Origin of the sequence: Actinomyces sp. (assembly GCF_030530635.1) — a bacterium.
Taxonomy (GTDB): domain Bacteria; phylum Actinomycetota; class Actinomycetes; order Actinomycetales; family Actinomycetaceae; genus Actinomyces.
The window spans coordinates 1-18,605 of the sequence record NZ_JAUMUL010000067.1; the positions used below are offsets into that span (position 1 = coordinate 1).

The 18,605-nt window shown below is 68.7% G+C and carries 19 protein-coding genes; 2 read left to right on the forward strand and 17 right to left on the reverse strand.

What is annotated here, in order from left to right; genetic code table 11:
- From Q4A20_RS12760 to Q4A20_RS12805, 11 genes are all read right to left on the reverse strand, one after another.
- Positions 1-689, reverse strand: a 689-nt coding sequence (locus tag Q4A20_RS12760) for a sugar phosphate isomerase/epimerase (RefSeq protein WP_303123506.1), incomplete at its 3' end; no start/stop codon positions are given.
- A gap of 3 nt (positions 690-692) precedes the next feature.
- A complete protein-coding gene (locus Q4A20_RS12765) occupies positions 693-1,229 on the reverse strand; it encodes a VOC family protein (protein WP_303123508.1) in 537 nt (178 codons plus the stop codon).
- Positions 1,226-2,227, reverse strand: a complete 1,002-nt coding sequence (locus tag Q4A20_RS12770) for a LacI family DNA-binding transcriptional regulator (protein WP_303123510.1) — start codon at positions 2,225-2,227, stop codon at positions 1,226-1,228. Before Q4A20_RS12770 ends, Q4A20_RS12765 begins: the two co-directional genes overlap by 4 nt.
- Positions 2,202-2,411, reverse strand: a complete 210-nt coding sequence (locus Q4A20_RS12775; protein WP_303123512.1) for a hypothetical protein — start codon at positions 2,409-2,411, stop codon at positions 2,202-2,204. The genes Q4A20_RS12770 and Q4A20_RS12775 overlap by 26 nt, the downstream gene beginning before the upstream one ends.
- Positions 2,412-2,559: 148 nt before the next feature.
- Entirely contained in the window at positions 2,560-3,201 is a 642-nt protein-coding gene (locus Q4A20_RS12780) for a Gfo/Idh/MocA family protein (RefSeq protein ID WP_303123514.1), read from the reverse strand.
- A 408-nt stretch (positions 3,202-3,609) separates the two neighbouring features.
- Complete coding sequence (locus tag Q4A20_RS15160) at positions 3,610-3,828, reverse strand: DUF86 domain-containing protein (RefSeq protein WP_368502480.1); 219 nt, start codon at positions 3,826-3,828, stop codon at positions 3,610-3,612.
- Between the two features lie 111 nt (positions 3,829-3,939).
- On the reverse strand, positions 3,940-4,245 hold the full coding sequence (locus Q4A20_RS12785; RefSeq protein WP_303123516.1) for a nucleotidyltransferase family protein: 306 nt from the start codon (positions 4,243-4,245) through the stop codon (positions 3,940-3,942).
- A 32-nt stretch (positions 4,246-4,277) separates the two neighbouring features.
- Complete coding sequence (locus Q4A20_RS12790) at positions 4,278-4,925, reverse strand: DapH/DapD/GlmU-related protein (RefSeq protein ID WP_303123518.1); 648 nt, start codon at positions 4,923-4,925, stop codon at positions 4,278-4,280.
- A 4-nt stretch (positions 4,926-4,929) separates the two neighbouring features.
- Positions 4,930-5,949 carry a zinc-binding dehydrogenase gene (locus Q4A20_RS12795; protein WP_303123538.1) on the reverse strand — a complete coding sequence of 340 codons (1,020 nt, stop codon included), beginning with the start codon at positions 5,947-5,949 and terminating at the stop codon, positions 4,930-4,932.
- 160 nt (positions 5,950-6,109) lie between these two features.
- Positions 6,110-6,940, reverse strand: coding sequence for an ABC transporter ATP-binding protein (locus Q4A20_RS12800; RefSeq protein ID WP_303123520.1), 831 nt, complete (start codon positions 6,938-6,940; stop codon positions 6,110-6,112).
- Positions 6,941-6,993: 53 nt separating this feature from the next.
- A complete protein-coding gene (locus Q4A20_RS12805; protein WP_303123522.1) occupies positions 6,994-8,049 on the reverse strand; it encodes an iron-siderophore ABC transporter substrate-binding protein in 1,056 nt (351 codons plus the stop codon).
- Between the two features lie 24 nt (positions 8,050-8,073).
- On the opposite strand from Q4A20_RS12805, the gene Q4A20_RS12810 reads away from it, so the two are divergent.
- Positions 8,074-9,090, forward strand: a complete 1,017-nt coding sequence (locus tag Q4A20_RS12810) for an iron ABC transporter permease (RefSeq protein WP_303123524.1) — start codon at positions 8,074-8,076, stop codon at positions 9,088-9,090.
- On the forward strand, positions 9,087-10,217 hold the full coding sequence (locus tag Q4A20_RS12815) for an iron chelate uptake ABC transporter family permease subunit (protein WP_303123526.1): 1,131 nt from the start codon (positions 9,087-9,089) through the stop codon (positions 10,215-10,217). Before Q4A20_RS12810 ends, Q4A20_RS12815 begins: the two co-directional genes overlap by 4 nt.
- Before the next feature lie 100 nt (positions 10,218-10,317).
- Here Q4A20_RS12815 and Q4A20_RS12820 read toward each other — a convergent pair whose 3' ends face one another.
- From Q4A20_RS12820 to modA, 6 genes are all read right to left on the reverse strand, one after another.
- The gene (locus Q4A20_RS12820) at positions 10,318-11,742 is read right to left on the reverse strand and encodes a proteasome accessory factor PafA2 family protein (protein ID WP_303123528.1); all 1,425 of its coding nucleotides are present in this window, start codon (positions 11,740-11,742) and stop codon (positions 10,318-10,320) included.
- Positions 11,739-11,918, reverse strand: coding sequence for a ubiquitin-like protein Pup (locus tag Q4A20_RS12825; RefSeq protein WP_303123530.1), 180 nt, complete (start codon positions 11,916-11,918; stop codon positions 11,739-11,741). The genes Q4A20_RS12820 and Q4A20_RS12825 overlap by 4 nt, the downstream gene beginning before the upstream one ends.
- A gap of 60 nt (positions 11,919-11,978) precedes the next feature.
- Positions 11,979-13,802, reverse strand: a complete 1,824-nt coding sequence (locus Q4A20_RS12830) for a proteasome accessory factor PafA2 family protein (RefSeq protein ID WP_303123532.1) — start codon at positions 13,800-13,802, stop codon at positions 11,979-11,981.
- Positions 13,799-15,409, reverse strand: coding sequence for a proteasome ATPase (arc, locus tag Q4A20_RS12835; protein ID WP_303123534.1), 1,611 nt, complete (start codon positions 15,407-15,409; stop codon positions 13,799-13,801). The genes Q4A20_RS12830 and arc overlap by 4 nt, the downstream gene beginning before the upstream one ends.
- Positions 15,410-15,529: 120 nt before the next feature.
- The gene (locus Q4A20_RS12840) at positions 15,530-17,554 is read right to left on the reverse strand and encodes an ATP-binding cassette domain-containing protein (RefSeq protein WP_303123535.1); all 2,025 of its coding nucleotides are present in this window, start codon (positions 17,552-17,554) and stop codon (positions 15,530-15,532) included.
- A gap of 8 nt (positions 17,555-17,562) precedes the next feature.
- Positions 17,563-18,408: a molybdate ABC transporter substrate-binding protein gene (gene modA, locus Q4A20_RS12845; RefSeq protein ID WP_303123536.1), complete on the reverse strand. Its 846-nt coding sequence runs from the start codon at positions 18,406-18,408 to the stop codon at positions 17,563-17,565.
- Positions 18,409-18,605: the final 197 nt, after the last annotated feature.

Sequence of the window (18,605 nt, forward strand, 5' to 3'; positions counted from 1 at the left end):
GCCCGTTCATCCGCCTCGACGCGGGCGGTTCCCGTGGCGCGGAAGGGGGCATCGGGGTCCTTGAAGACGAGGTCCTTGACGTGGACGTGGCCGATGAGATCGCCCTGCACCGCGAAGGCCTCCTGCCAGGTCTCGTCGTGGGTGAAGGCGAGATTCGCCTGGTCGTACAGGACGCGGACACCGGCGTCGTCGACCTCACGTACGAGCTTGGCGGTGTTGGCAGCGGTCTGGGTCATCGTGCCGAAGTGGTTCTCCACGCAGAGCACGGTGCCGGCGGCACGTGCCTCGGGCCCAAGAACCGCCAGTGCCTCGCGCAGCCTGGCCCAGTGCGCCTCGTGCTCGGTGTCCCCGGGGTGCCAGGAACCCGCGTAAACACGGATTGCCGTGGCTGAAAGGATATGCGCGGCGTCGATGCAAGCCCGGAACTCGTTGATCCCCGAGTTCCATTCGGCGTCGTCGAGGCTATTGATGGATGTGGTGTAGGGGGTGAGCCCGATAATCGGCACACCCTCGCCGTCGGCGATGCGGGCGGCCTCGGCTGCGGCGCGCGGATCCGCCGTGGGTATGCCGCTGGGGTAGTCGTCCTGATAGATCACTTCGGCGGCCTCCAGGCCGGCGCCACGAAAGAGGCGCAGTGCTCCCACCAGGTCGTGGTTCGGAGTGCCCATTGTGTGCCCGGCGATAATCACGGTTCATTGCTCCTTCGGGGAGGTCCAGTCGGCAGGGCCGACGAAGTGTGGGGGATTGGCGACGCGGGAACGGTCGACGAGTTCCATGAGGAGCCCCCACGGAGTGACCAAGTAAATCCAACGGTTTCCGGCGACCAGGGGGCTGTCGGCACCAACCTCCTTGCGCTCGCCGAGGATGCGCACCCCCTCAATGGTCTTAAGATGAGCCACCGCCGCATCGACGTCGTCGACGACGAAGCACAGGTGGTGTCCGCCCCGGTCGCAGTGTCGGGGATGCTCGGCGCGCTGGCCATCGGCCTGCCACTCGAAGAGTTCGACATTGAGGTTCGGGGGCAGGCGGAGCATGGCAAGGGTCAGCGAAGCATCGTCGGGGACGTCGAAGTTCACGGACATGTAGTCCCCATCCGGGCCGCGCTGCGAGCGGTAGAGTTCCTCGGCGCCGAGCACCTCGACGAAGAAGGTGACGGCGTCATCTAGGTTGGGAACGGTGAATGCCACATGGTCCACGTATTGCAGACCGGGCATGAGCCGATCGGTCATGAGATCCTCCTTGTCGATGAGCGGATGAGCAGATCGGGTTCGAGTACTACATGTTCGACCGGCGCGCCTTCCGCCACTCTCTGGGCGATGGCCAGGGCGGCGGCACCCATTTCGGCTATGGGCTGGCGTACCGATGTCAGTGGTGGGTTGAACGAGGCGCCCAGTGGTAGTCCGTCGAACCCGGTGACGGAGATGTCATCGGGAACGCGAATCCCGCGCGTGCCGAGCGCGCTGATGAGTCGGAACGCGACAAGGTCATTGCCGGCAATGAGGGCGGTAGGTGGGTTCTGGATCGTCCGAATCTGGTCGGCGACGGACTCACCGAGGTCGGCACCCGGGTCGGTCGCCGTTAGCTCGCGGGGGCCGAGGCCGCGCTGCTCGGACAGGGCGAGGTAGGCCTGACGCCGATCAGCTGCGGTGCGTGTTCCGGCCAGCCCCGAGACGTATGCGATCTCCGTATGGCCGAGTTCGTACAGGTGCTCCAGTGCCAGGGCTATTCCCCGTGCGTTGTCGAGGCTGACGGTGGACACCCCGTCCCCGCCCTCGCCACGGTCGATGATGACACCGCGGCGTCCGAAACCGGCGATACGAGCGTCGTCGGGGTACTCGTGGGAGTAGGGCGCGATGATCGCAAAGGGGGCGTACATCGACTGCATCGCCTCCAGGTAGCGGGACTCGGCCGCGGGATCATCGCCGGTGACGCACAGCACCAGCTGGTATCCGCTCTCATCCGCGGCCGCCGTCATGGCCTTGGCAAGTTCCGCGAAATACGGATTGGTGATGTCGGGGACGAGAAGGGGCACGAGGTTTGAGCTCTTAGTACGCAGGGCCTGGGCGAGGGGACTCATCTTGTAGCCCAGCTCCTCGGCCACGCGGAGCACATGCTCGCGGGTGGACTGCTTGACGGCATCGGGTCGCGAGAATGTGCGCGACACGGTCGATCGGTGAACTCCGGCTGCTGCTGCGACATCGTCAATGCTCGGGGTGCTGCTTGTCATTGCTGTCTCCTCGTCGGCTGTAGTCGTAAGCCAGCCAGATCAGAGACAGGGTCTTCTCGAGATCATCAATCGTCGGGAGGCCCTCAAATCCACGATCCAACCGCTCGGCGACATTATCGACGAACACGGGGTACAGCGGATCAGAGTCGACGTCGAACTCCGAGGTCTCGGTCGTTCCGTCCACCGAGGTGAACCAGGCACGTCCATCGGACCAGATGCTCGCCGTCCCGTGCACGCCGATACGGACATAGGAACAGTGCCGTTTAAGGGGGAGGACGGGAAGGCGTAGCCGGTCTCGATCGTCGCGATGTGCCCGTCGCGGGTGCGGATCGTCAGTGCGGAGTAGTCCTCAACGCCGGTGTCGTGCAGTGCCGAGATGACATCGCGGCGACGACCGAGGCCTTCTCGGCCTGCGCGGAATGGAGGAAGAGGTCCACGAAGTGGGGAGCGAGGTTGATCGTGCAGCCACCACCGGACTGGGCGGCGTCAAGCATCCAGGGGCTGGTCTCCTCATAGCGCGAAGGAGGACCGGCGATGAACTGCACCGCCTCGTACACCGAGCGACCGGCCTTCGACAGCCACAGGTCAACGGGGCCGCCACGTTGGACGAAGGGGATTGCGATTGGGACGCCGGCCGTATTTGCGGCGTGCTTGATCTCGCGTAGTTCATCCCGGGAGACACCTGCGGGTTTTTCGACGACGATCGAGGCTCCGCGCTCGATGAGAGCCAAGCAGGCCTGTTTCATCTGCGAGTGTGGAACGAAGACGTAGGCGAGATCGATGTCCGTGGATTCATCGATCATCCGGCGCCAGTCGGTGTAGGCAGGCGCTCCCCACAGTTTCGTCAGGTCTCGGACCAGCCGGGTGTTCGGATCGGAGACTCCGATGACGTTGTGCCGGACGGCGATTCTTTCGGCATACAGGGGTACGTGCCAGTGGGAGGCTCCCAGCACAAGGGTTCGGGCCTTGTCCATTTGTCATCACCATGCCTTCGGTTGGTGCCGTGGGGCTCAGCGCACGGACCTGCGAGGGTTACCGGCGGCCGGGCAGGAAAGGTCGTACAGCTCGACCGGCCCGCGATCGCTCCTCTTCGAGATCGATTGCTGAGATCGGTTGCATTAAGGGTAGTCACGCTCCTCCAATAGTGTCAACACGTTGAAGAGCGGCGGTCGCCGCGGGTGTCGTCGTGTCTCAATGCCGCATGCCTCAGCGAGGATCGCTCCGGCTCCGGCGATCACGCCGCGGCGGCGCGCTCAGTACGCTCGAGTAAGAAGGTGCTTGAGCGCTTGGTGTCGGTGGGCTCAGCTCAACACACTCCCAAACACGAAGAGCCGGCTTAAGCTCGCTAGGTTACTGGCACGCGTACGACAAGGACTTGCTGGCTAACGATGCGCGGCGCTGAGGAGCTTGTCCAGGCGCTGGGCCAGGTCGGGCAGGTCGCGCTGCGCGGTCGTGACGAGCACGTCAATGTCGATCGACCAGTATCCGTGGATGATCCGGTTGTGCAGACTGATGGGGCGATGCCAGACAATCTCTGGATGGGCCTCGCGAAACCCCGGGAGACTTTGTTTGCCGCTTCGCCTAGTACCGTGTAGTTCCACATCAGCGCGTCGGTCCGCAGCGGATCAGCGGCGATCTCCTCGGTGCTGAAGTTTCCGATGACCTGGTGTATCCGTGACACAGCGTCCCGCATCTCGTGAAGGAAGAGATCGTCAGGCCGCGGCATAGAGTGTCTCCGCGTCGGCAAGAACCTGCTTTCGGATGAGTGGGTGCAGGGAGCGGCGGGAGATCAGATCCACCGGCCGTCCGAACAGGGTGGCGAGTTCGTCGGACAGGTCTTCGATCTCCCACCCTAGGCTCCGGCCGGGCTGAAGTTGGTAGAGCAGGTCGACGTCGCTGGAAGAACTGGCCTCTCCGCGCGCGACCGAGCCGAAAACATCCAGGGTCGCGATGCCGAAGCGCTGACACAATTCGCCAAGGCGCTTCAGATCAACGTCGGAAACTTCTGCGATCGTCATACACCCAGTCTACGAAGTACTCCAACAAACCGTCATTGCGTATCCGACTCCGTTTTCACCTCGCGCAGCACCCGGGCGGGCACGCCGCCCACCACGCCCGCGGGCACATCCCGGGTGACCACCGCCCCGGCGGCCACGATCGCACCGGCCCCGATACTCACCCCCGGGCAGACGACGGCGCCCGCCCCGACCCACACGTCGTCGCCGATGGCGATGGGTGCGGGCAGCAGCGTGCCGCGCTCGGCCACGGGCTCGGCGTGGTTGAGGGTCGCCAGCACCACGCGATGGCCGATCAGTACCCGGTCGCCGATGGTGATGCCGCCCTGGTCCTGGAAGCAGCAGCCGGCGTTGATGAAGACGTTGCGGCCGACGCGAATGTTGCGGCCGAAGTCTGTATGGAATGGGGGCACCAGGCCCAGCGTCCGGTTCACCGGCGTGCCGGTCAGGTGCGCGAAGAGCTCCTGAACCTCGGCGGGGGAGTGGTAGGTCCCATTGAGTTCGGCCGTCACCCGCAGGGCCTCCTGCATCATCTGGCCGGCCACGCCCTCCAGCGGTGAATCGGAAGTGATCGGCAGTCCCGCGGCCGTGTGGGCCACAAGGTCCTTCGCGTCGAGGGCGCCGCCGCCGGGCTGCATGCCCGACGGCGGCACCGCCTGCGGCGGTTGAGCCGCGGATGCCATCGGCTCAGACCTCCAGCAGGACCTTGATCTCGCGGCGCTCGTCCATGGCTTTGTAGCCCTTGGCGGCGGCGTCGAGCGGGATACGGGTGGTGAAGACCTTGCCGGGGTGGATCTCGTCGGCCTGGATGCGCTTGATCAGGTCGGGCAGGAAGCGGCGTACCGGGGCGGGGCCACCGTGCAGATGCACCTGCGAGAAGAACAGGCCCAGGCCCTCGATCTCCTGGTCATGGCTCACGCCCACGAAGCCGACGTAGCCGCCGGGGCGGCAGGAGGCGATGGCCTGGTCCATGGAGACCTGGTTGCCGACCGCCTCGACTACGCCATGGGCGCCGTAGCCGTTCGTCAGTTCCTTGACCTTGGCGGCGCCCTCCTCGCCGCGCTCGGCGATGACGACGTCGGCTCCGAACTCGCGCGCCAGGGCGGCCCGGTCCTCGTGGCGGGAGAAGGCAATGACCCGCTCGGCGCCAAGCGTCTTGGCGGCCAGCACGGCGGACAGGCCCACGGCGCCGTCACCGACGACGGCGATGGTCTTGCCCGGGCCGGCCTCGGCGGCCACCGCGGCGAACCAGCCGGTCCCCAGCACGTCGGAGGCGGCCAGGTAGTCGGCCAGGCGGTCGGGATCGTCGGGCTCGCCGCCGGGCACGGCCACCAGCGAGCCGTCGGCCAGCTCCACGCGCATGTACTGGGCCTGGGAGCCGGTGTAGGAACCGGCATTGGCGCAGCGGGACGGGTAGCCGGCCTGGCAGATCTCACAGGTGCCGTCCGAAAGCATGAAGGAGCCGATCACGAAGTCGCCGACCTTGAGGGTCTTGACTTCGTCGCCGGCCTCCACGATGGTGCCCACGTACTCGTGCCCCATGGGGCGGTTCTCCACCGGCTCCAGGCCCCGGTAGGGCCACAGGTCGGAGCCGCAGATGCAGGCGGCGGCCAGCTTGATGACGACGTCGGTCGGCTTGACCACGCGGGGAACCTCCACGTCCTCGACGACGACATCGCCGGGGGCGCGCATGATCACGGCGCGCATGGTCTCGGGCAGAGTTGTGGCGGTCACGAATACTCCTCGATTCAGGATGATGCGGGCGAACAATCCGCATCGGTTGTACCTCACCCCCAAGGTTAGAACCGTCTCGGCACCAGCCGCCAGGTATTGCCAGTGCCTGGCGACACGCCGCGACGCCGGGCGGCTACTGCCTCCTGCGCGGCAACGGCAGCACCAGGGGAGTTCCGGTGAGCGGATCCGGCGTCACATGCACCTCCAAGCCGAACACCTCCCGTACCAGCTGCGGGGTGACCACCTCCCGCGGAGTGCCATTGGCCATGATGCGGCCCGCGCGCATAGCGATGATCCGGTCGGCGTAGCGGCACGCCTGGTTCAGGTCGTGCAGCACCGCCACGATCGTGGTACCCAGCTCGGCATTCAGTTCCCGACACAGCTCCAGCACATCCACCTGGTGGGCCAGATCCAGGTAGGTGGTGGGCTCGTCCAGCAGCAACACATCGGTGCGCTGCGCCAGTGCCATGGCGATCCAGACCCGCTGCCGCTGCCCTCCCGACAGGGAGGCGACCCGTCTGCGAGCCAGATCGGTCAGCTGAGTGCGCTCCATCGCCGCCGTCACCGCGGTCTCGTCACGCGCCGACCACTGGTGCAGCAGCGACTGGTAGGGGTAGCGGCCCCGTGAGACCAGTTCGTGCACGGTGATTCCCGTGGGCGCGATCGAGGACTGTGCCAGCATGCCCACTTTCCTGGCGAAGGACTTGGGGCGGAAGCCGGCGGCGTCCTCGCCATCGAGCAGCACCTGCCCGGAGTCGGGGGCGAGCACACGGCTCAGAGCACGCAGCAAAGTGGACTTCCCGCAGGCGTTCGGCCCCACGATCATGGTCACCTCGCCCGGGGGCACGCGCACGCTCAGATCGGATATGACCGGGTGCTCGGGGTGGTAGGACAGGGACACGCCCCGGGCCTCCAGCTCACTGCGGCGGCCCGGGGCGGTAGCGGTCTGGTCACTGCTGCCCATGGCGGCAGCGGCCGGAGGGGACACGGCGCCAGCGCTGCCGTTCGCAGCCGCGCTCACTTCACCGCGGCGCGCACGGCGTCGAGGACGAAACGCGCCGCCGTCGGGCCGGCATTGAGGTAGAAGGGATCGTCCTCCACCTGCACGACCTGGCCGGCCTGCACCGCCGACAGCGTGGGCCACAGTGACATGCCCGTCAGTTCGGAGGCGTCCCCGCCCTGCACACCGAACAGGAGCCAGTCGCCGTCGGCCTGGTCGAGCTGCTCCTCGGAGATGTCCACGGAGGTGTCGTCGGTGAAGGTCTGGGTGTCCGGACGGGTCACGCCCATATCGGCCAGCACCGAGCCGGCGAAGGACACAGCCCCGAAGACACGGGTGTGGTCGCCGTTCTTGCGCAGCAGAGACACGGTGGTGCCGGCGGGGATACCCGCCCCGGCGGAGGCGGCATCGGCGTGGAAGGCCTCCAACCAGGCCTGGGCCGTCTCCGGCTTGCCCAGGGCGTCCGCCAACAGCAGGAAGTCCTGCTTCCAGTACTGACCGGTGCCCTGCGTAGCGACGGTCGGGGCGATCTCGGTCAGTGAGGAGTACAGGGACTGGGCGTCCTTGCCTGCGATGTTCATCAGGATCAGGTCTGGGTTGAGGCCCGCGATCGCCTCCACGCTCGGCTCGGAGCGTGAGCCGACGTCGGTGATCTTAGCCAGGGCATCGGCGTTATTGGGGAAGGTGGCGGGCAGGTAGTCGGGGACGGTGCCGGCGCCATCCCCGGAGGTGGCGCCCACCGGGACGAATCCCAGTGTCAGGGCCGCGTCCAGCTGGCCGGTGGAGATGATGACGACCCGCTTGGGGGCGGTGTCGATCGTGGTGTCGCCCAGGAAGTGGGTGACGATCCGCGGGAAGACGTCGTCCCCCTGTCCGGAGCCCATGCCATCGGGAATCGCGGTGGGTACGGTGGCGTCGGCCGTGGCGGTGCCGGTCGAGCCTGTGGCGGCGGCGCCGGAGGCGATTGTCGAGCCGGTGGAGGTGGTGGAGCCGGAGCAGGCGGCGATGACGGGGACGGCAACGGCGGCGCCCAGCATGCCCAAGGCGATGCGGCGCGAGAACAGAGAACTCATATGATGAGGCTATCCTAAAGGACTGTGTTTCGTGCAAGTGGCCTTCGCCCCTTCGTCCTGGACGCCGGGGCGCTTCTGGCAGGTGTCGGCGTACTGATTGTTCTGTGCCTGCTCAGCCTCGCCGTCGGCTCGCGGCCGCTCGGCCTCGCCGAGGCCTGGGAGGGGCTGCACGCCCACGATGACACCATCGCCTCCCTGATCGTGTGGCGTCTGCGCCTGCCCCGAACCGCCCTCGCCATCGTCACCGGCGCCGCCCTGGCCGTAGCCGGAGCGGTGATGCAGGCCCTGACCCGCAACCCGCTGGCCGAGCCCGGCATCCTCGGTGTGAACGCAGGCGCCTCCTTGGCGGTGGTGCTGTCCGTATGGCTCGGCGGCATCACCACCGTATCCGGCTACCTCTGGTTCGCCTTCGCCGGCGCAGCGCTGGCCGCCACCCTGGTCCAGCTCATGGCCCGCCGCAGTCGGGACGCCGGCCCCGTCCGGCTGGTGCTGGCCGGCATTGCCCTGGGGGCGAGCCTGAACGCCATCACCGGCACCATCACCATGTATGACACCAGCGCCTTCGACTCCTACCGGTTCTGGGTGGTGGGTGCCCTTGAGGGACGCGACGCCACCATGCTGGCCTGGGTGGCGCCATTCCTCGCGGCCGGGCTGGTCCTCGCCCTCGCCTCCGGGCATGCTCTCAACGTGCTTGCCCTGGGCGAGGAGCAGGCCACCGCACTTGGAGCCCGCCTGGGGCGGGTGCGGGCACTCGCCCTGGTATCGATCACGCTGCTGTGCGGGGCGGCGACGGCGGCCGTCGGCCCCATCTCCTTCATCGGACTGGTGGTGCCCCACGTACTGCGGTTGGTCCTGGGCGTGGACCAACGCCGGCTTCTGGCCGCCTCCGTGCTGGCCGGGCCGATTCTGCTGCTGACCGCGGACATTGTCGGGCGCGTCCTGATCCGCCCCGACGAAATGGAGGCGGGCGTGGTCACCGCCTTCATCGGCGGGCCCGTGCTGCTGGCCATGGTGCTGCGACGCCGGGAGGCGATCCGATGAGCGCGAGTCGGTGTGGCGGAGCCGCCCCCAAGGGGCCGGGCGGTCAGAACACGCCGTCCGACTCTCCCAGGCCTCGGACGGTCGCGGGTCCGCCCGCCGGACGCCTGCTGCTGCGCCCGGGTGGGGAACGCAGCCTGCTGGTGCGCCGTCGCGCCCTGGCCGTGGCGACTGTGCTGTTGGCGGTGGCCGCCGCGGTCGGCCTGTACACGCTTTTGACCGGCGCATACGAGTTGCCTGCCGACCAGGCCCTGCGCGTCCTGGTCGGGGAGGGCAACCGGGTTGACCGCTTCATCGTGCTCGGCCAGCGCCTGCCCCGCCTCATCGCCGCTGCCCTGATCGGCGCCATGCTGGCCGTTTCGGGGGCCGTCTTCCAGAGCCTGTCCCGCAACCCGCTGGGCAGCCCCGACATCGTCGGCTTCACCACCGGGGCGACCACCGGCGGCCTACTGGTCATCCTCGTGTCCGCAGCCTCCTCCACCGCCGCCATCGCCATGGGCACCACCCTCGGCGGCTTCGCCACCGCCGCCATGGTGGTGCTGGCGGCACGCCGACGAGGCGGGGCCGGGGAGAGCCTGGTGCTGGCCGGCGTCGCCCTTTCCCAGACACTGTCCGCCTTCAACGACTACCTGCTCTCGCGGGCCACTATCCAACAGGCCGAAGTCGCCCGAACCTGGCAGTACGGCTCCCTGAACGCCATCACCTGGGTGCAGGTGCGGCCCCTGATTGTGGCCGCCACCGTGCTGATCCCGCTAGTTCTCTGGTTCGGCCGTCCGGCCGCCGTCCTGGAACTGGGCGACGACGCCGCCACCTCCCTCGGGCTCGGTGTGGGACGGCTGCGGGCCGCCCTGGTCGGTTACGGGGTGGTGCTCGCGGCCGTATGCGTGTCAGTGGCCGGTCCCATCGGCTTCCTGGCACTGGCCGCGCCCCAGCTGGCGCAGCGGCTGGCCCGAACGGCGGGGCTGACGCTCGGAGTGTCCGCAGCCATGGGAACCGTCCTGCTGGTGGTAGCCGACCTGGCCGCGCAGCGGCTACTGGCACCCTTCCAGATCCCGGTCGGGCTGCTGGCGGCGGCCTGCGGCGGCCTGTACCTCATGTGGCTGCTGGGGCTGCGCCAATCCCCGGGCTAAGGGCGTCGCGGAATCCGGCCACGCCCCTCTCGACACACCAGGAAGCCACGGCGGTGAGCCAATACCACGCAACGATGCCCGCCCATCTGCATGCACCGTCTCAGCATCCCGGACCGCCCTCCCACGGCCCGAGTTCCTCAATGCGCTCCAGCAGTGCCTCCACCGGCGGACTGTCGGCGGCTTGAGGGTCTAGCAGGTCTATCTGTGGGCTGGGCGGGCAGTCCAGACGCACGTGCGCCCAGCCGATGGAGGCCAGGCGTCGTGTGCGGTTGCAGGCCTCCACGACTCGCCCGCGCAGGGCGGCCCGGGTGCCGTCAGGGGCGCGCTCACAGGCCGCCTGCACCTCCTCCGCTCCCACCAACGGGGTCAACAGACCCGCCGTCGTCAGCGGCTCGCGCAGCCCCGTGACGGGGGACAGATCGTGGTAGGCCAGTTCGGCTCGACGCACCCGGGGATCGGCCCACCCCAGCGGGGCGCGCTCGGCCACACGCGCCAGCACCACGTATTTGATCGCCCAGTCCAGCTCGGTGGACACCGTCGCGATATCACCCGTGCGCAGTGCCTGCGTCCCGCGCCGGGCCAGGTCCATGACCCGCGTGCTGAGGGCGTCGTGGGCTGGTGCGAGAACGCCGAGGCGGTCCAGGGCGGCCTCCAGCAGTTGCGGGCAGGTGACCGGCCCCCGCTCGGGCCGCGCGCAGGGCGTGAGCGGGTCCAGGCTCCAGGCCCGGGCAGCCGCCGCCGGGTTCACCAGCTCGCATTCGGCAAGGTCCCACAGCCCCCGCTCGGCCACGGTCAAGGCAGCGTCGAGAAGCACGACCTTGAGTGCCGTCGTCCACGGGCTGATGGCAGAGTCTGCGGCAACCACGTGCAGGCGCCGCCACCGACCGGCGTCGGCGTGCGGCTCGTCGCGGGTGTTGACGAAGGCACGCTCATGAGTGGGGTCGTCGGAGGCCGCCGTGCGGATGTGCTCGGCGCGAGCGGAGTAGCGCAAGGGGCCGATCGGTCCCGCGGCCGGATTCTGATCCGGGGCGGGCAGCGCGCCGGCGCCCGCCAACACCTGGCGTGCTGCCAATAGGCCGATGAGACCGCCCAGCGGCAGCCGGAATCCGCGCTCGACCTGGTAGTTCTCGTGACAGCCGAAGGTAGCGCCCCACCCGTCGACGTTGGACTTGAGCACGTGCACGCGCGCGCCTCGCGGTGCCAGACGCTCGTTGGCGGCCTGCGCCATGGCATGCAGCCGGGCGTCGCCGGCCAGATCCTGGGCGACGACGTCGCTGACCCACAGGCACTCCGGCCCCGCGAACTCCGGGTGCAGACCGATATCCACGTATAGGCGCGCACCGGAGGTGGTGAAGCGGTGCGTACCGGAGGGTACGGACTCGGCGCCGCGGAAGAGCTCCTGTACCGCATCCTCCACGCTCAGCGGCATGCCCTCGTGGGCCTCGGGGCCCAGGTAGGAGCTGGTGACGCCGTACTCGGTCTCAATGCCGACAACGCGGTGCAGCCGCCCCGCGGGGGTGCTCACTGTCCGCCCTGTTGGCGGAAGCTCTGCACGAAGGCAAGGGCGTTGACCTCCAGGACGTCGTCGATGCCGTCGAGCACCTCGTCCAGGCCCTGGGCCTGGACGACCGGTGGCGCCGGCGGCGGAGCCTCGGGTTCGGGCTCCTCACGGGAGACTTGTGCATGGATTCGTTCTGACACGGGTTCCTCCTGGTCCTTCCGGTTGTATTCGGTTGGTGGCGGCGTCGACAGCGCCGGTGCTCACGGCGCCGTCGGTTCCCCTTGCTCCTCGGCGTAGATACCCTCGTTCCAGCTGTATAGCCTCGGCTCGGGCGGGACCTCCAGGCCCAGCGCCTCCAGCGTCGCCACAAGCACCGCCTCCTCCGCAGGTCCCGGGTCGGGCTTCGAGGCGTCGGCGCCTAACCCGGGGCGCAGCAGACGCTCACGGGCGTCGCGCACTGCCTGCTCGACCTGCGCCGTAGTGGGACTACTGGGATCGGGCAGGGTGACTCGCAGCAGGCAGCGGGCGCCGACGTCCACCACCACCGAGGTCCAGGAGGCCGCCCAGACCCGGTCGGGAAAGAGCCGCAGCAGTGCGGCTCGTCCCCCGGCCCGCGTACGCGCCGGCGCCGTCGTCACCGCGGTCTCAACCTCAACCTCGTCCAGGACGCTGCGCACCACACCCGTGCGCTCCAAGCGGGCGGCGAGTGAAGTGGTCGGATCAACCACGCTGAACTGCAGGTCCGCGGCCCGCAGTCGGGCGTCGTCCCAGCCGCAGCCGTAGCGCGAGCGCAGCCGCTCCAACAGCGTCAGCTTTGCACACCACTCCACCAGGTGGGCGGCGTGCTCGGGGCCGGCCTCCAGGGCGTCCAGGGCCTCACCCCACAGGTCGAGTACCAACATGGTCTCCTCAGCCGCCGATCCTGCCTTAGGCACCGGAGCGCACGCGCCCCGGAGGTCGGCGTCCCCCGGTGCGGCCGCCTCGCGCACCTCCTGAAGGAATGCCCGCTGCATCTCCAGTGCGCTGACCTGTCCGCCCGCGGCCAGCGGGCAGCGCACCCGCGCAGTGGGGTCGCGGGAGAATGCCCGGATCGCCGCCACCGGGTCGGCCATGGCCAGGCGGTCGGCCAGTGCCCGGGCCCGGTCGGGAAAGTGCTCCACGAGTGACAGCAGGGCCGCCGTCGACCCCAGTCGTAGCAGGGCGCTGACCGCCAGGCTGGAGGAGTCCGCCGTGATGACGTGTAGGCGGCGCCAACGGGAGGCGTCGGCATGGGGCTCGTCACGCGTGTTGACGATGGGGCGCTCGCGGGTGGTATACAGCGAGACCTCCCGCTCGATGAAGTCGGCTCGAGCCAACACCTGGAAACCGGGCTCCTCGCCCGCCGGACCAATGCCCACCCGACCCGAGCCGCACAGCACCGAGCGGCTGACGAGGAAGGGCACAAGCAGGTCGGTCAGCAGTGCCCAGGGCACCCGTCGGTCCACCGCGTAGGACTCATGGGCTCCCCAGGCCGAGCCGTGCCCGTCGGTGTTGTTCTTTATTACCTGGATGCGGCCGGGGCGACGGGCCGACAGCGCCTGCTCCGCGCGGTGCATGATCCTGTCCCCAGCACGGTCGTAGCGCACCGCCTCCACAGGACCGCGGGTCTCCGGCGAGGCGTACTCGGGGTGGGAGTGGTCGACGTACAGGCGGGAGCCGTTGGGCGCATGTGTGGCCGAGCCCCGGTAGTAGTGCTGACCGAAGCGGTCCACCCGCTGGATCCAGCGCGTCGGAGCCCCAGTGAGGACCGCTCCGGCCTCCAGATCGGTGCGTGCCTCTGGTGCCAGGTCGTGATCGTCCCCGTCGCGGGCGTCGCGGGTGGGCAGCTCCCCGGAGTAGTCGAAACGGCAGCCCGCCCCCCGCTCCAAGTTGCGCGAGTCCTCCGCCGGTACGTGCAAGGTCGATGGGTCGCCCTCGGCAGCGGCCTGGCGAGCGTAGGCGTAGAGCAGCTGTTCGGACAGGGCAGTCGGATCGGCCTCGGGGTCGTCACGGTCGATCAGGGCATACTCGGTCTCCACTCCCATGATGCGTTGCACGGTGATCATCGCGGCTCCGATCCTCCCGCCGGGACCAGGGCGACCACGGGATCGGTGCGCCGGCCCCGGCCGACGACGCGCGCCCACTCCTCGGGGTCGGAGGCACCCGGCAGGTCCGCGGTCTCAGCCACCTCCGCGCGTACCGCATCCAGCAGATGCGCCGTACTCAGTCCCGGCCTGCCCGCCAGCGCGTCCTGGATGGCGGCGGCCTTGGCGCGTTCAACCACTGAGGAGATCATGGCCCCGGAGACCAGGTCCGCCAGGTGCCAAGTCTCCACCGCTCCCGAGCGGCGGTGGACCCGTAGTACGGCGGTGGTCTCGTCGCGGGTGAACAGAGCCGTCAGCAACGCTTCACCCATCGCGGACACCGCCGCCTCCGGTGAGCCCGCCGCGTCCAGCTCCCTTTCGGACAGGGGCAGATCGGCGGTGAGGTAGCGCGAGAGGATCTCGCGGCAGGCGCCCGGATCCGGCCGGTCTATACGTATCCGCACATCCAAACGCCCCGGCCGCAGGATTGCAGGATCGATCATGTCCTCACGGTTGGAGGCGCCGATGACCACCACGTTGCGCATCTCCTCCACGCCGTCGATCTCCGCCAGCAACTGGGGGACCACCGTGGTCTCCACATCCGAGGACACTCCCGTACCGCGGGTGCGGAACAAAGACTCCATCTCGTCGAAGAAGATGACCACCGGCACGCCGTGGACGGCCTTGTCCCGGGCCCGGGTGAAGATCAGGCGGATGCGGCGTTCGGTCTCCCCAACGTACTTGTCCAGCAGCTGGGGACCCTTGATGTTCAGGAAGTGGGCGTGCCGGCCCGTCACCCCCGCCAGAGAGGTGGCCACCGCCTTGGCGATGAGGGTCTTACCCACCCCCGGTGGCCCGTAGAGCAGTAGTCCACGAGGCGGCCGTAGCCGGTGTGCGGTGAAGAGTTCGGGGTGGGTCATTGGCAACTCAATGGTGTCCCGGATGCGCTTGATGGTGTCATCCAGGCCACCGATGGCTTCCCAAGGAGTGTGCGGGGAGGTCTCCAGAAGCAGATCCTCCACCTCGCGGCGGGGTACTACCGACAGGGCAAAGCCCTCCTTCAGATCGGCCATGAGGCTGTCTCCGGCACGCAGGCGCTCACTGGTCAGCCACGGAGGCAGGCGCACAATACGCAACTCCTCGCTGCGCACCCGCACCAGGACATGAGTCTCATCCAGGCGCTGCTCCAGGCTGACGAGTTCGCCGATGTCACCGGTCGGCGCGGTGGATACGGCGTCTAGGGAGGCGTTGAGCAGCACACTTGTGCCGGGCTCCAGGCCGCCCAGGGGCAGGGTCGCGCAGGCCCGCACCCGCATGCGGTGCCCGGCCTGGGAGACGTCAAAAATGCGTTGGAGAGGATCGACAACCCGCAACACGGTGGCGCAGGTCAGGGGTGGTGCGCTCAGGCGCTCGATCTCGGCCTGGGCGGCGGCCAACTCGCTGCGGGCGGTGCGCAGGGCATTGGCCAGGCTCCGGTTCTTACGCTCGAGGATCTCTAACTCTACCGCCGGCACCGCGGTTCGGGTGTGGTCGGCCTGTGCCGGTGGCGGTGACGCGGCGTGGTCGGCCTGGATGGGTGAGTCGTCCACGTCCCGCTCCTTTGCACGATCTGAATGCCCGACGCCACCAGAATAGGACATCTGTACCAAGAATTCTATGCCGCCCCGCCACGGCCCCGCACACCTCGCTAGGGCGGATACCCTGCCCGCTCACCCCCGCGCGGGCGTGATGCGCACCTGGACAGCCTTGACCACCGCCAGCAGCTCGGCGCCCGGCTCGATCCCCAGCTCTGCCACTGCGCCTGCGGTGACGACGGCGCTCAGCTCCTGGCCGTCGTCGGTGCGCAGCCCTACCGTGACTAGGGCGCCACTGCGCTCCAGGGAACCGACCACCACCTCCAAGGCGTTGCGCGGAGAACCGCCCCCGGCCCAACTGCGGCGCGGATAGAGTCCGACGGCGTCGGGCGGCACCAGCGCCAGTCCGGGAGCGCCGGCCCCACCTTCCCATTGCGGCTCGGGCCGTCCGGTAATCCGTGTCCCCGAGGGCAGCCGCAGGGCCGGCTCGCCGTCCTCCAGACTCCCGGTGAGTACGCAGGTTCCGGTCAGTCGGGCGGCGAAACGGGAGCGGGGGGTCGACAGTACCCGCGTCGTCGGCCCCGATTCCACCACCCTTCCCGACTCCAGAACGACGATCTGATCGACCAGCGATGTCAGGTCCAACGCCTCATGAGTCACCAGCAGGAGAGTCAGACCCTGCTGCCGAGCGCGATGGGCAATGAGACGGCGCATCTCTTGGCGGGCCTCGACATCCAGGGCCGCCATCGGCTCGTCAAGTACCAGCACTGCCGGATCGGTGGCCAGTGCCCGGGCCAGTGCCACCCGCGCTGCCTGTCCGCCCGAGAGCCGGGAACCTGAGCGCTGCGCCAGATCGTCCGCTCCGACCGCGGCCAATTCGGCGTATGCGCGCTCGCGGGCGTCCCTGCGGCTGGCCCCCCGGCAGCGGGGGCCGAAGGCGACATTGTCAAGAACCGACAGATGGGGGAAGAGCCCCGGCGACTGTGAAAGCAGAGCGACTTCACGACGTCCTGCCGGGATGAAGCAGTTCTTGCCGTCTACTAGCCGGGCGCCCACCCGGACCTCGCCGGCCTCGGCGTTGAGCAGCCCGGCCGCAACCTCACAAACGGTGGACTTACCCGATCCGTTGGGGCCTACTAGGCCGACGGCGCCTCCCGCTGGAATCGTCAACTCGACCTCGACCCCGCGGGAGGGCGAGGCTAAAGCGAGCCTGAGTTCACGGCCCCGGGAGCTGGTCACGGCCGTTGTGCCTTCCCGTTTCGGTTCCAACGCCTGCCGGTTTAGGCGGTCTCTGAGGCGGGAGCGTGTACCGCCGCGAGTTTGCAGGGGGAGACGAGTGAACAGGGGGAAGGTGGTGACTCCCACGATCAGGAAGGACAGGACGATGAGTGCCACGGCCAGCGCCAGAGCGGTGGGCGTGTCGTTCTCCCGCTCCAGGTAGACCGCCAGCGGAACGGTGCGGGTGACCCCTTCCCGGGAACCGGCGAAGGCGATGGTGGCGCCGAACTCGCCCAGGCTGCGTCCCAGCGCCAGCGCGGTGCCGCGCGCCAAGGCAGGGGCCGCCAGCGGCAGGGTGATTCGAGTCAGCACCGTCCCCGGGCGGGCGCCGAGCGTGCGGGCGATCGTCTCGGGGCGCCCGTCACGTGAGCGCAGCGCCGCCTCCAGGGTGACCACCAGGAAGGGCATGGAGACGAACACTTGGGCAATCACCACAGCGGCGGTGGTGAAGGAAACCTGGATGCCCAGCTGCTCCAGCAGCGGGCCGAGCAGGCCGCGTTTGCCGAGTGTGGCCAGCAGTGCTGTGCCGGCAACCACCGGCGGCATGGTCATGGGCAGTACGGCGAGCACTCGGGCCACCCGTACCCCCGGCCATTCGTGTGCCAGGACGATCGCCAGCGGCACCCCCAACACCACCGAGATAGTGGTTGCCAGCAGGCAGGTGCGCAGCGACAGGCCGAGTGCCAGGCGCGCCGGCTCGGAGGCGAGCAGAACGGGCAGCTGCTTCCAGCCCACGCGGGCGCCCAGGCCTACGAACGGCAGTATGGTGGCACAGGCGCCGATAACCGCCAGCAGTATTATTGCTGCCGGCAGCCGAGTGCGGTCGGTGCGGGAATGCTCCGAGGTGGAGGCGGCGCGGGCGTGCACGGCGCCGTCGGGCATTGGCCGGCTCACCGGCCGGTGGGGGCGCGGAAACCATGCCCGGCCAGTATCGCCTGCCCGGCGTCGGACAGGACCAGGTCGACGAAGGCCTGAGCTGCTTCTGGGTTCACGGTGTCCCGCGTGAGCGCGATCGGATAGTGGTTGACGACGTCGTTATCGGGCAGGGCGATGACTCCGACGGCGTCTCCCGCAGCGGCGGCGTCTGTGGCGTAGACGATGCCGGCGTCCGCCTCACCGGACTCCACCTTGCCGCGCACGTCGGTGACCTTCTGCTCCTCGGAGGCCGGTGTCAGCGTTATGTCCAGCTGTTTGGCGAGCGCTTGGGTGGCCTCGCCGCAGGGCACCTCCCGGGCGCAGACGACCAGGTCCGCCCCGTCCAGGGAGCCGTCGTTGATCCCGGTGACGGAGGCGGGGTTGCCGGCCGGGACGATGAGGGCTAGCACATTTGTGGCGAACTCGGTCTGGTCATTCACGAGGTTCCGCGCAGCGGCGTCATCCATGGTGGAGTTATTTGCGGTTGCGAGAATATCCGCTTCCGCGCCCTCCGAAAGTGCGGTGATCAGGTCCTGCGAGCCCTGGAAGTCGAAGGCTACGGAGATTGCCGGATACGTTCGCTGGAACTCCGCGGCGATCTCCTCGAAGGGCCTCTGGAGGGAGGCTGCGGCGAGTACCACGATCGCCCCGGAGATATCAGCAGCGTCCGCAGTGCCGGTGGCGGTCGGAGGGCTGGAGGCAATTGAGGAGGCGGCGCCGCCACAGGCGGTGAGTGACAGCGAGGCGACCAGGGCGGCGGCGCCTAGAGCGCCTCGCCGCGTAAGGAAGGTTGCGACCGCGGTTCGGCGGAGCAGGTGCATGGCAGGTGTTCCTTTCGGGGCGTGGGCGTTTGCGAGGCCGGGAAGCGCATGGGCGTCCAATCGGCCCCCCGGGAGTTTCCGCGGCCGGGCGGTGCAGATGCATCGCCCGGCCAGGGCTCCATGCGCCAGGCTACCGGTGCGCCGTTCCAACTTCACCGAGTTCGGTAGTTGTTACGTGCCGAGGTCGGTAGTTGTTA

Coding starts and splice junctions, on each gene's coding strand:
- Q4A20_RS12795 (WP_303123538.1), bottom strand. CDS start 5,949: ATGCGCGCCGTGATCATGCGCGCCCCCGGCGATGTCGTCGTCGAGGAC.
- Q4A20_RS12770 (WP_303123510.1), bottom strand. CDS start 2,227: ATGACAAGCAGCACCCCGAGCATTGACGATGTCGCAGCAGCAGCCGGA.
- Q4A20_RS12780 (WP_303123514.1), bottom strand. CDS start 3,201: ATGGACAAGGCCCGAACCCTTGTGCTGGGAGCCTCCCACTGGCACGTA.
- Q4A20_RS12805 (WP_303123522.1), bottom strand. CDS start 8,049: ATGAGTTCTCTGTTCTCGCGCCGCATCGCCTTGGGCATGCTGGGCGCC.
- Q4A20_RS12815 (WP_303123526.1), top strand. CDS start 9,087: ATGAGCGCGAGTCGGTGTGGCGGAGCCGCCCCCAAGGGGCCGGGCGGT.
- Q4A20_RS12800 (WP_303123520.1), bottom strand. CDS start 6,940: ATGGGCAGCAGTGACCAGACCGCTACCGCCCCGGGCCGCCGCAGTGAG.
- Q4A20_RS12785 (WP_303123516.1), bottom strand. CDS start 4,245: ATGACGATCGCAGAAGTTTCCGACGTTGATCTGAAGCGCCTTGGCGAA.
- Q4A20_RS12765 (WP_303123508.1), bottom strand. CDS start 1,229: ATGACCGATCGGCTCATGCCCGGTCTGCAATACGTGGACCATGTGGCA.
- modA (WP_303123536.1), bottom strand. CDS start 18,408: ATGCACCTGCTCCGCCGAACCGCGGTCGCAACCTTCCTTACGCGGCGA.
- Q4A20_RS12830 (WP_303123532.1), bottom strand. CDS start 13,802: ATGATCACCGTGCAACGCATCATGGGAGTGGAGACCGAGTATGCCCTG.
- Q4A20_RS12840 (WP_303123535.1), bottom strand. CDS start 17,554: ATGCCCGACGGCGCCGTGCACGCCCGCGCCGCCTCCACCTCGGAGCAT.
- Q4A20_RS12790 (WP_303123518.1), bottom strand. CDS start 4,925: ATGGCATCCGCGGCTCAACCGCCGCAGGCGGTGCCGCCGTCGGGCATG.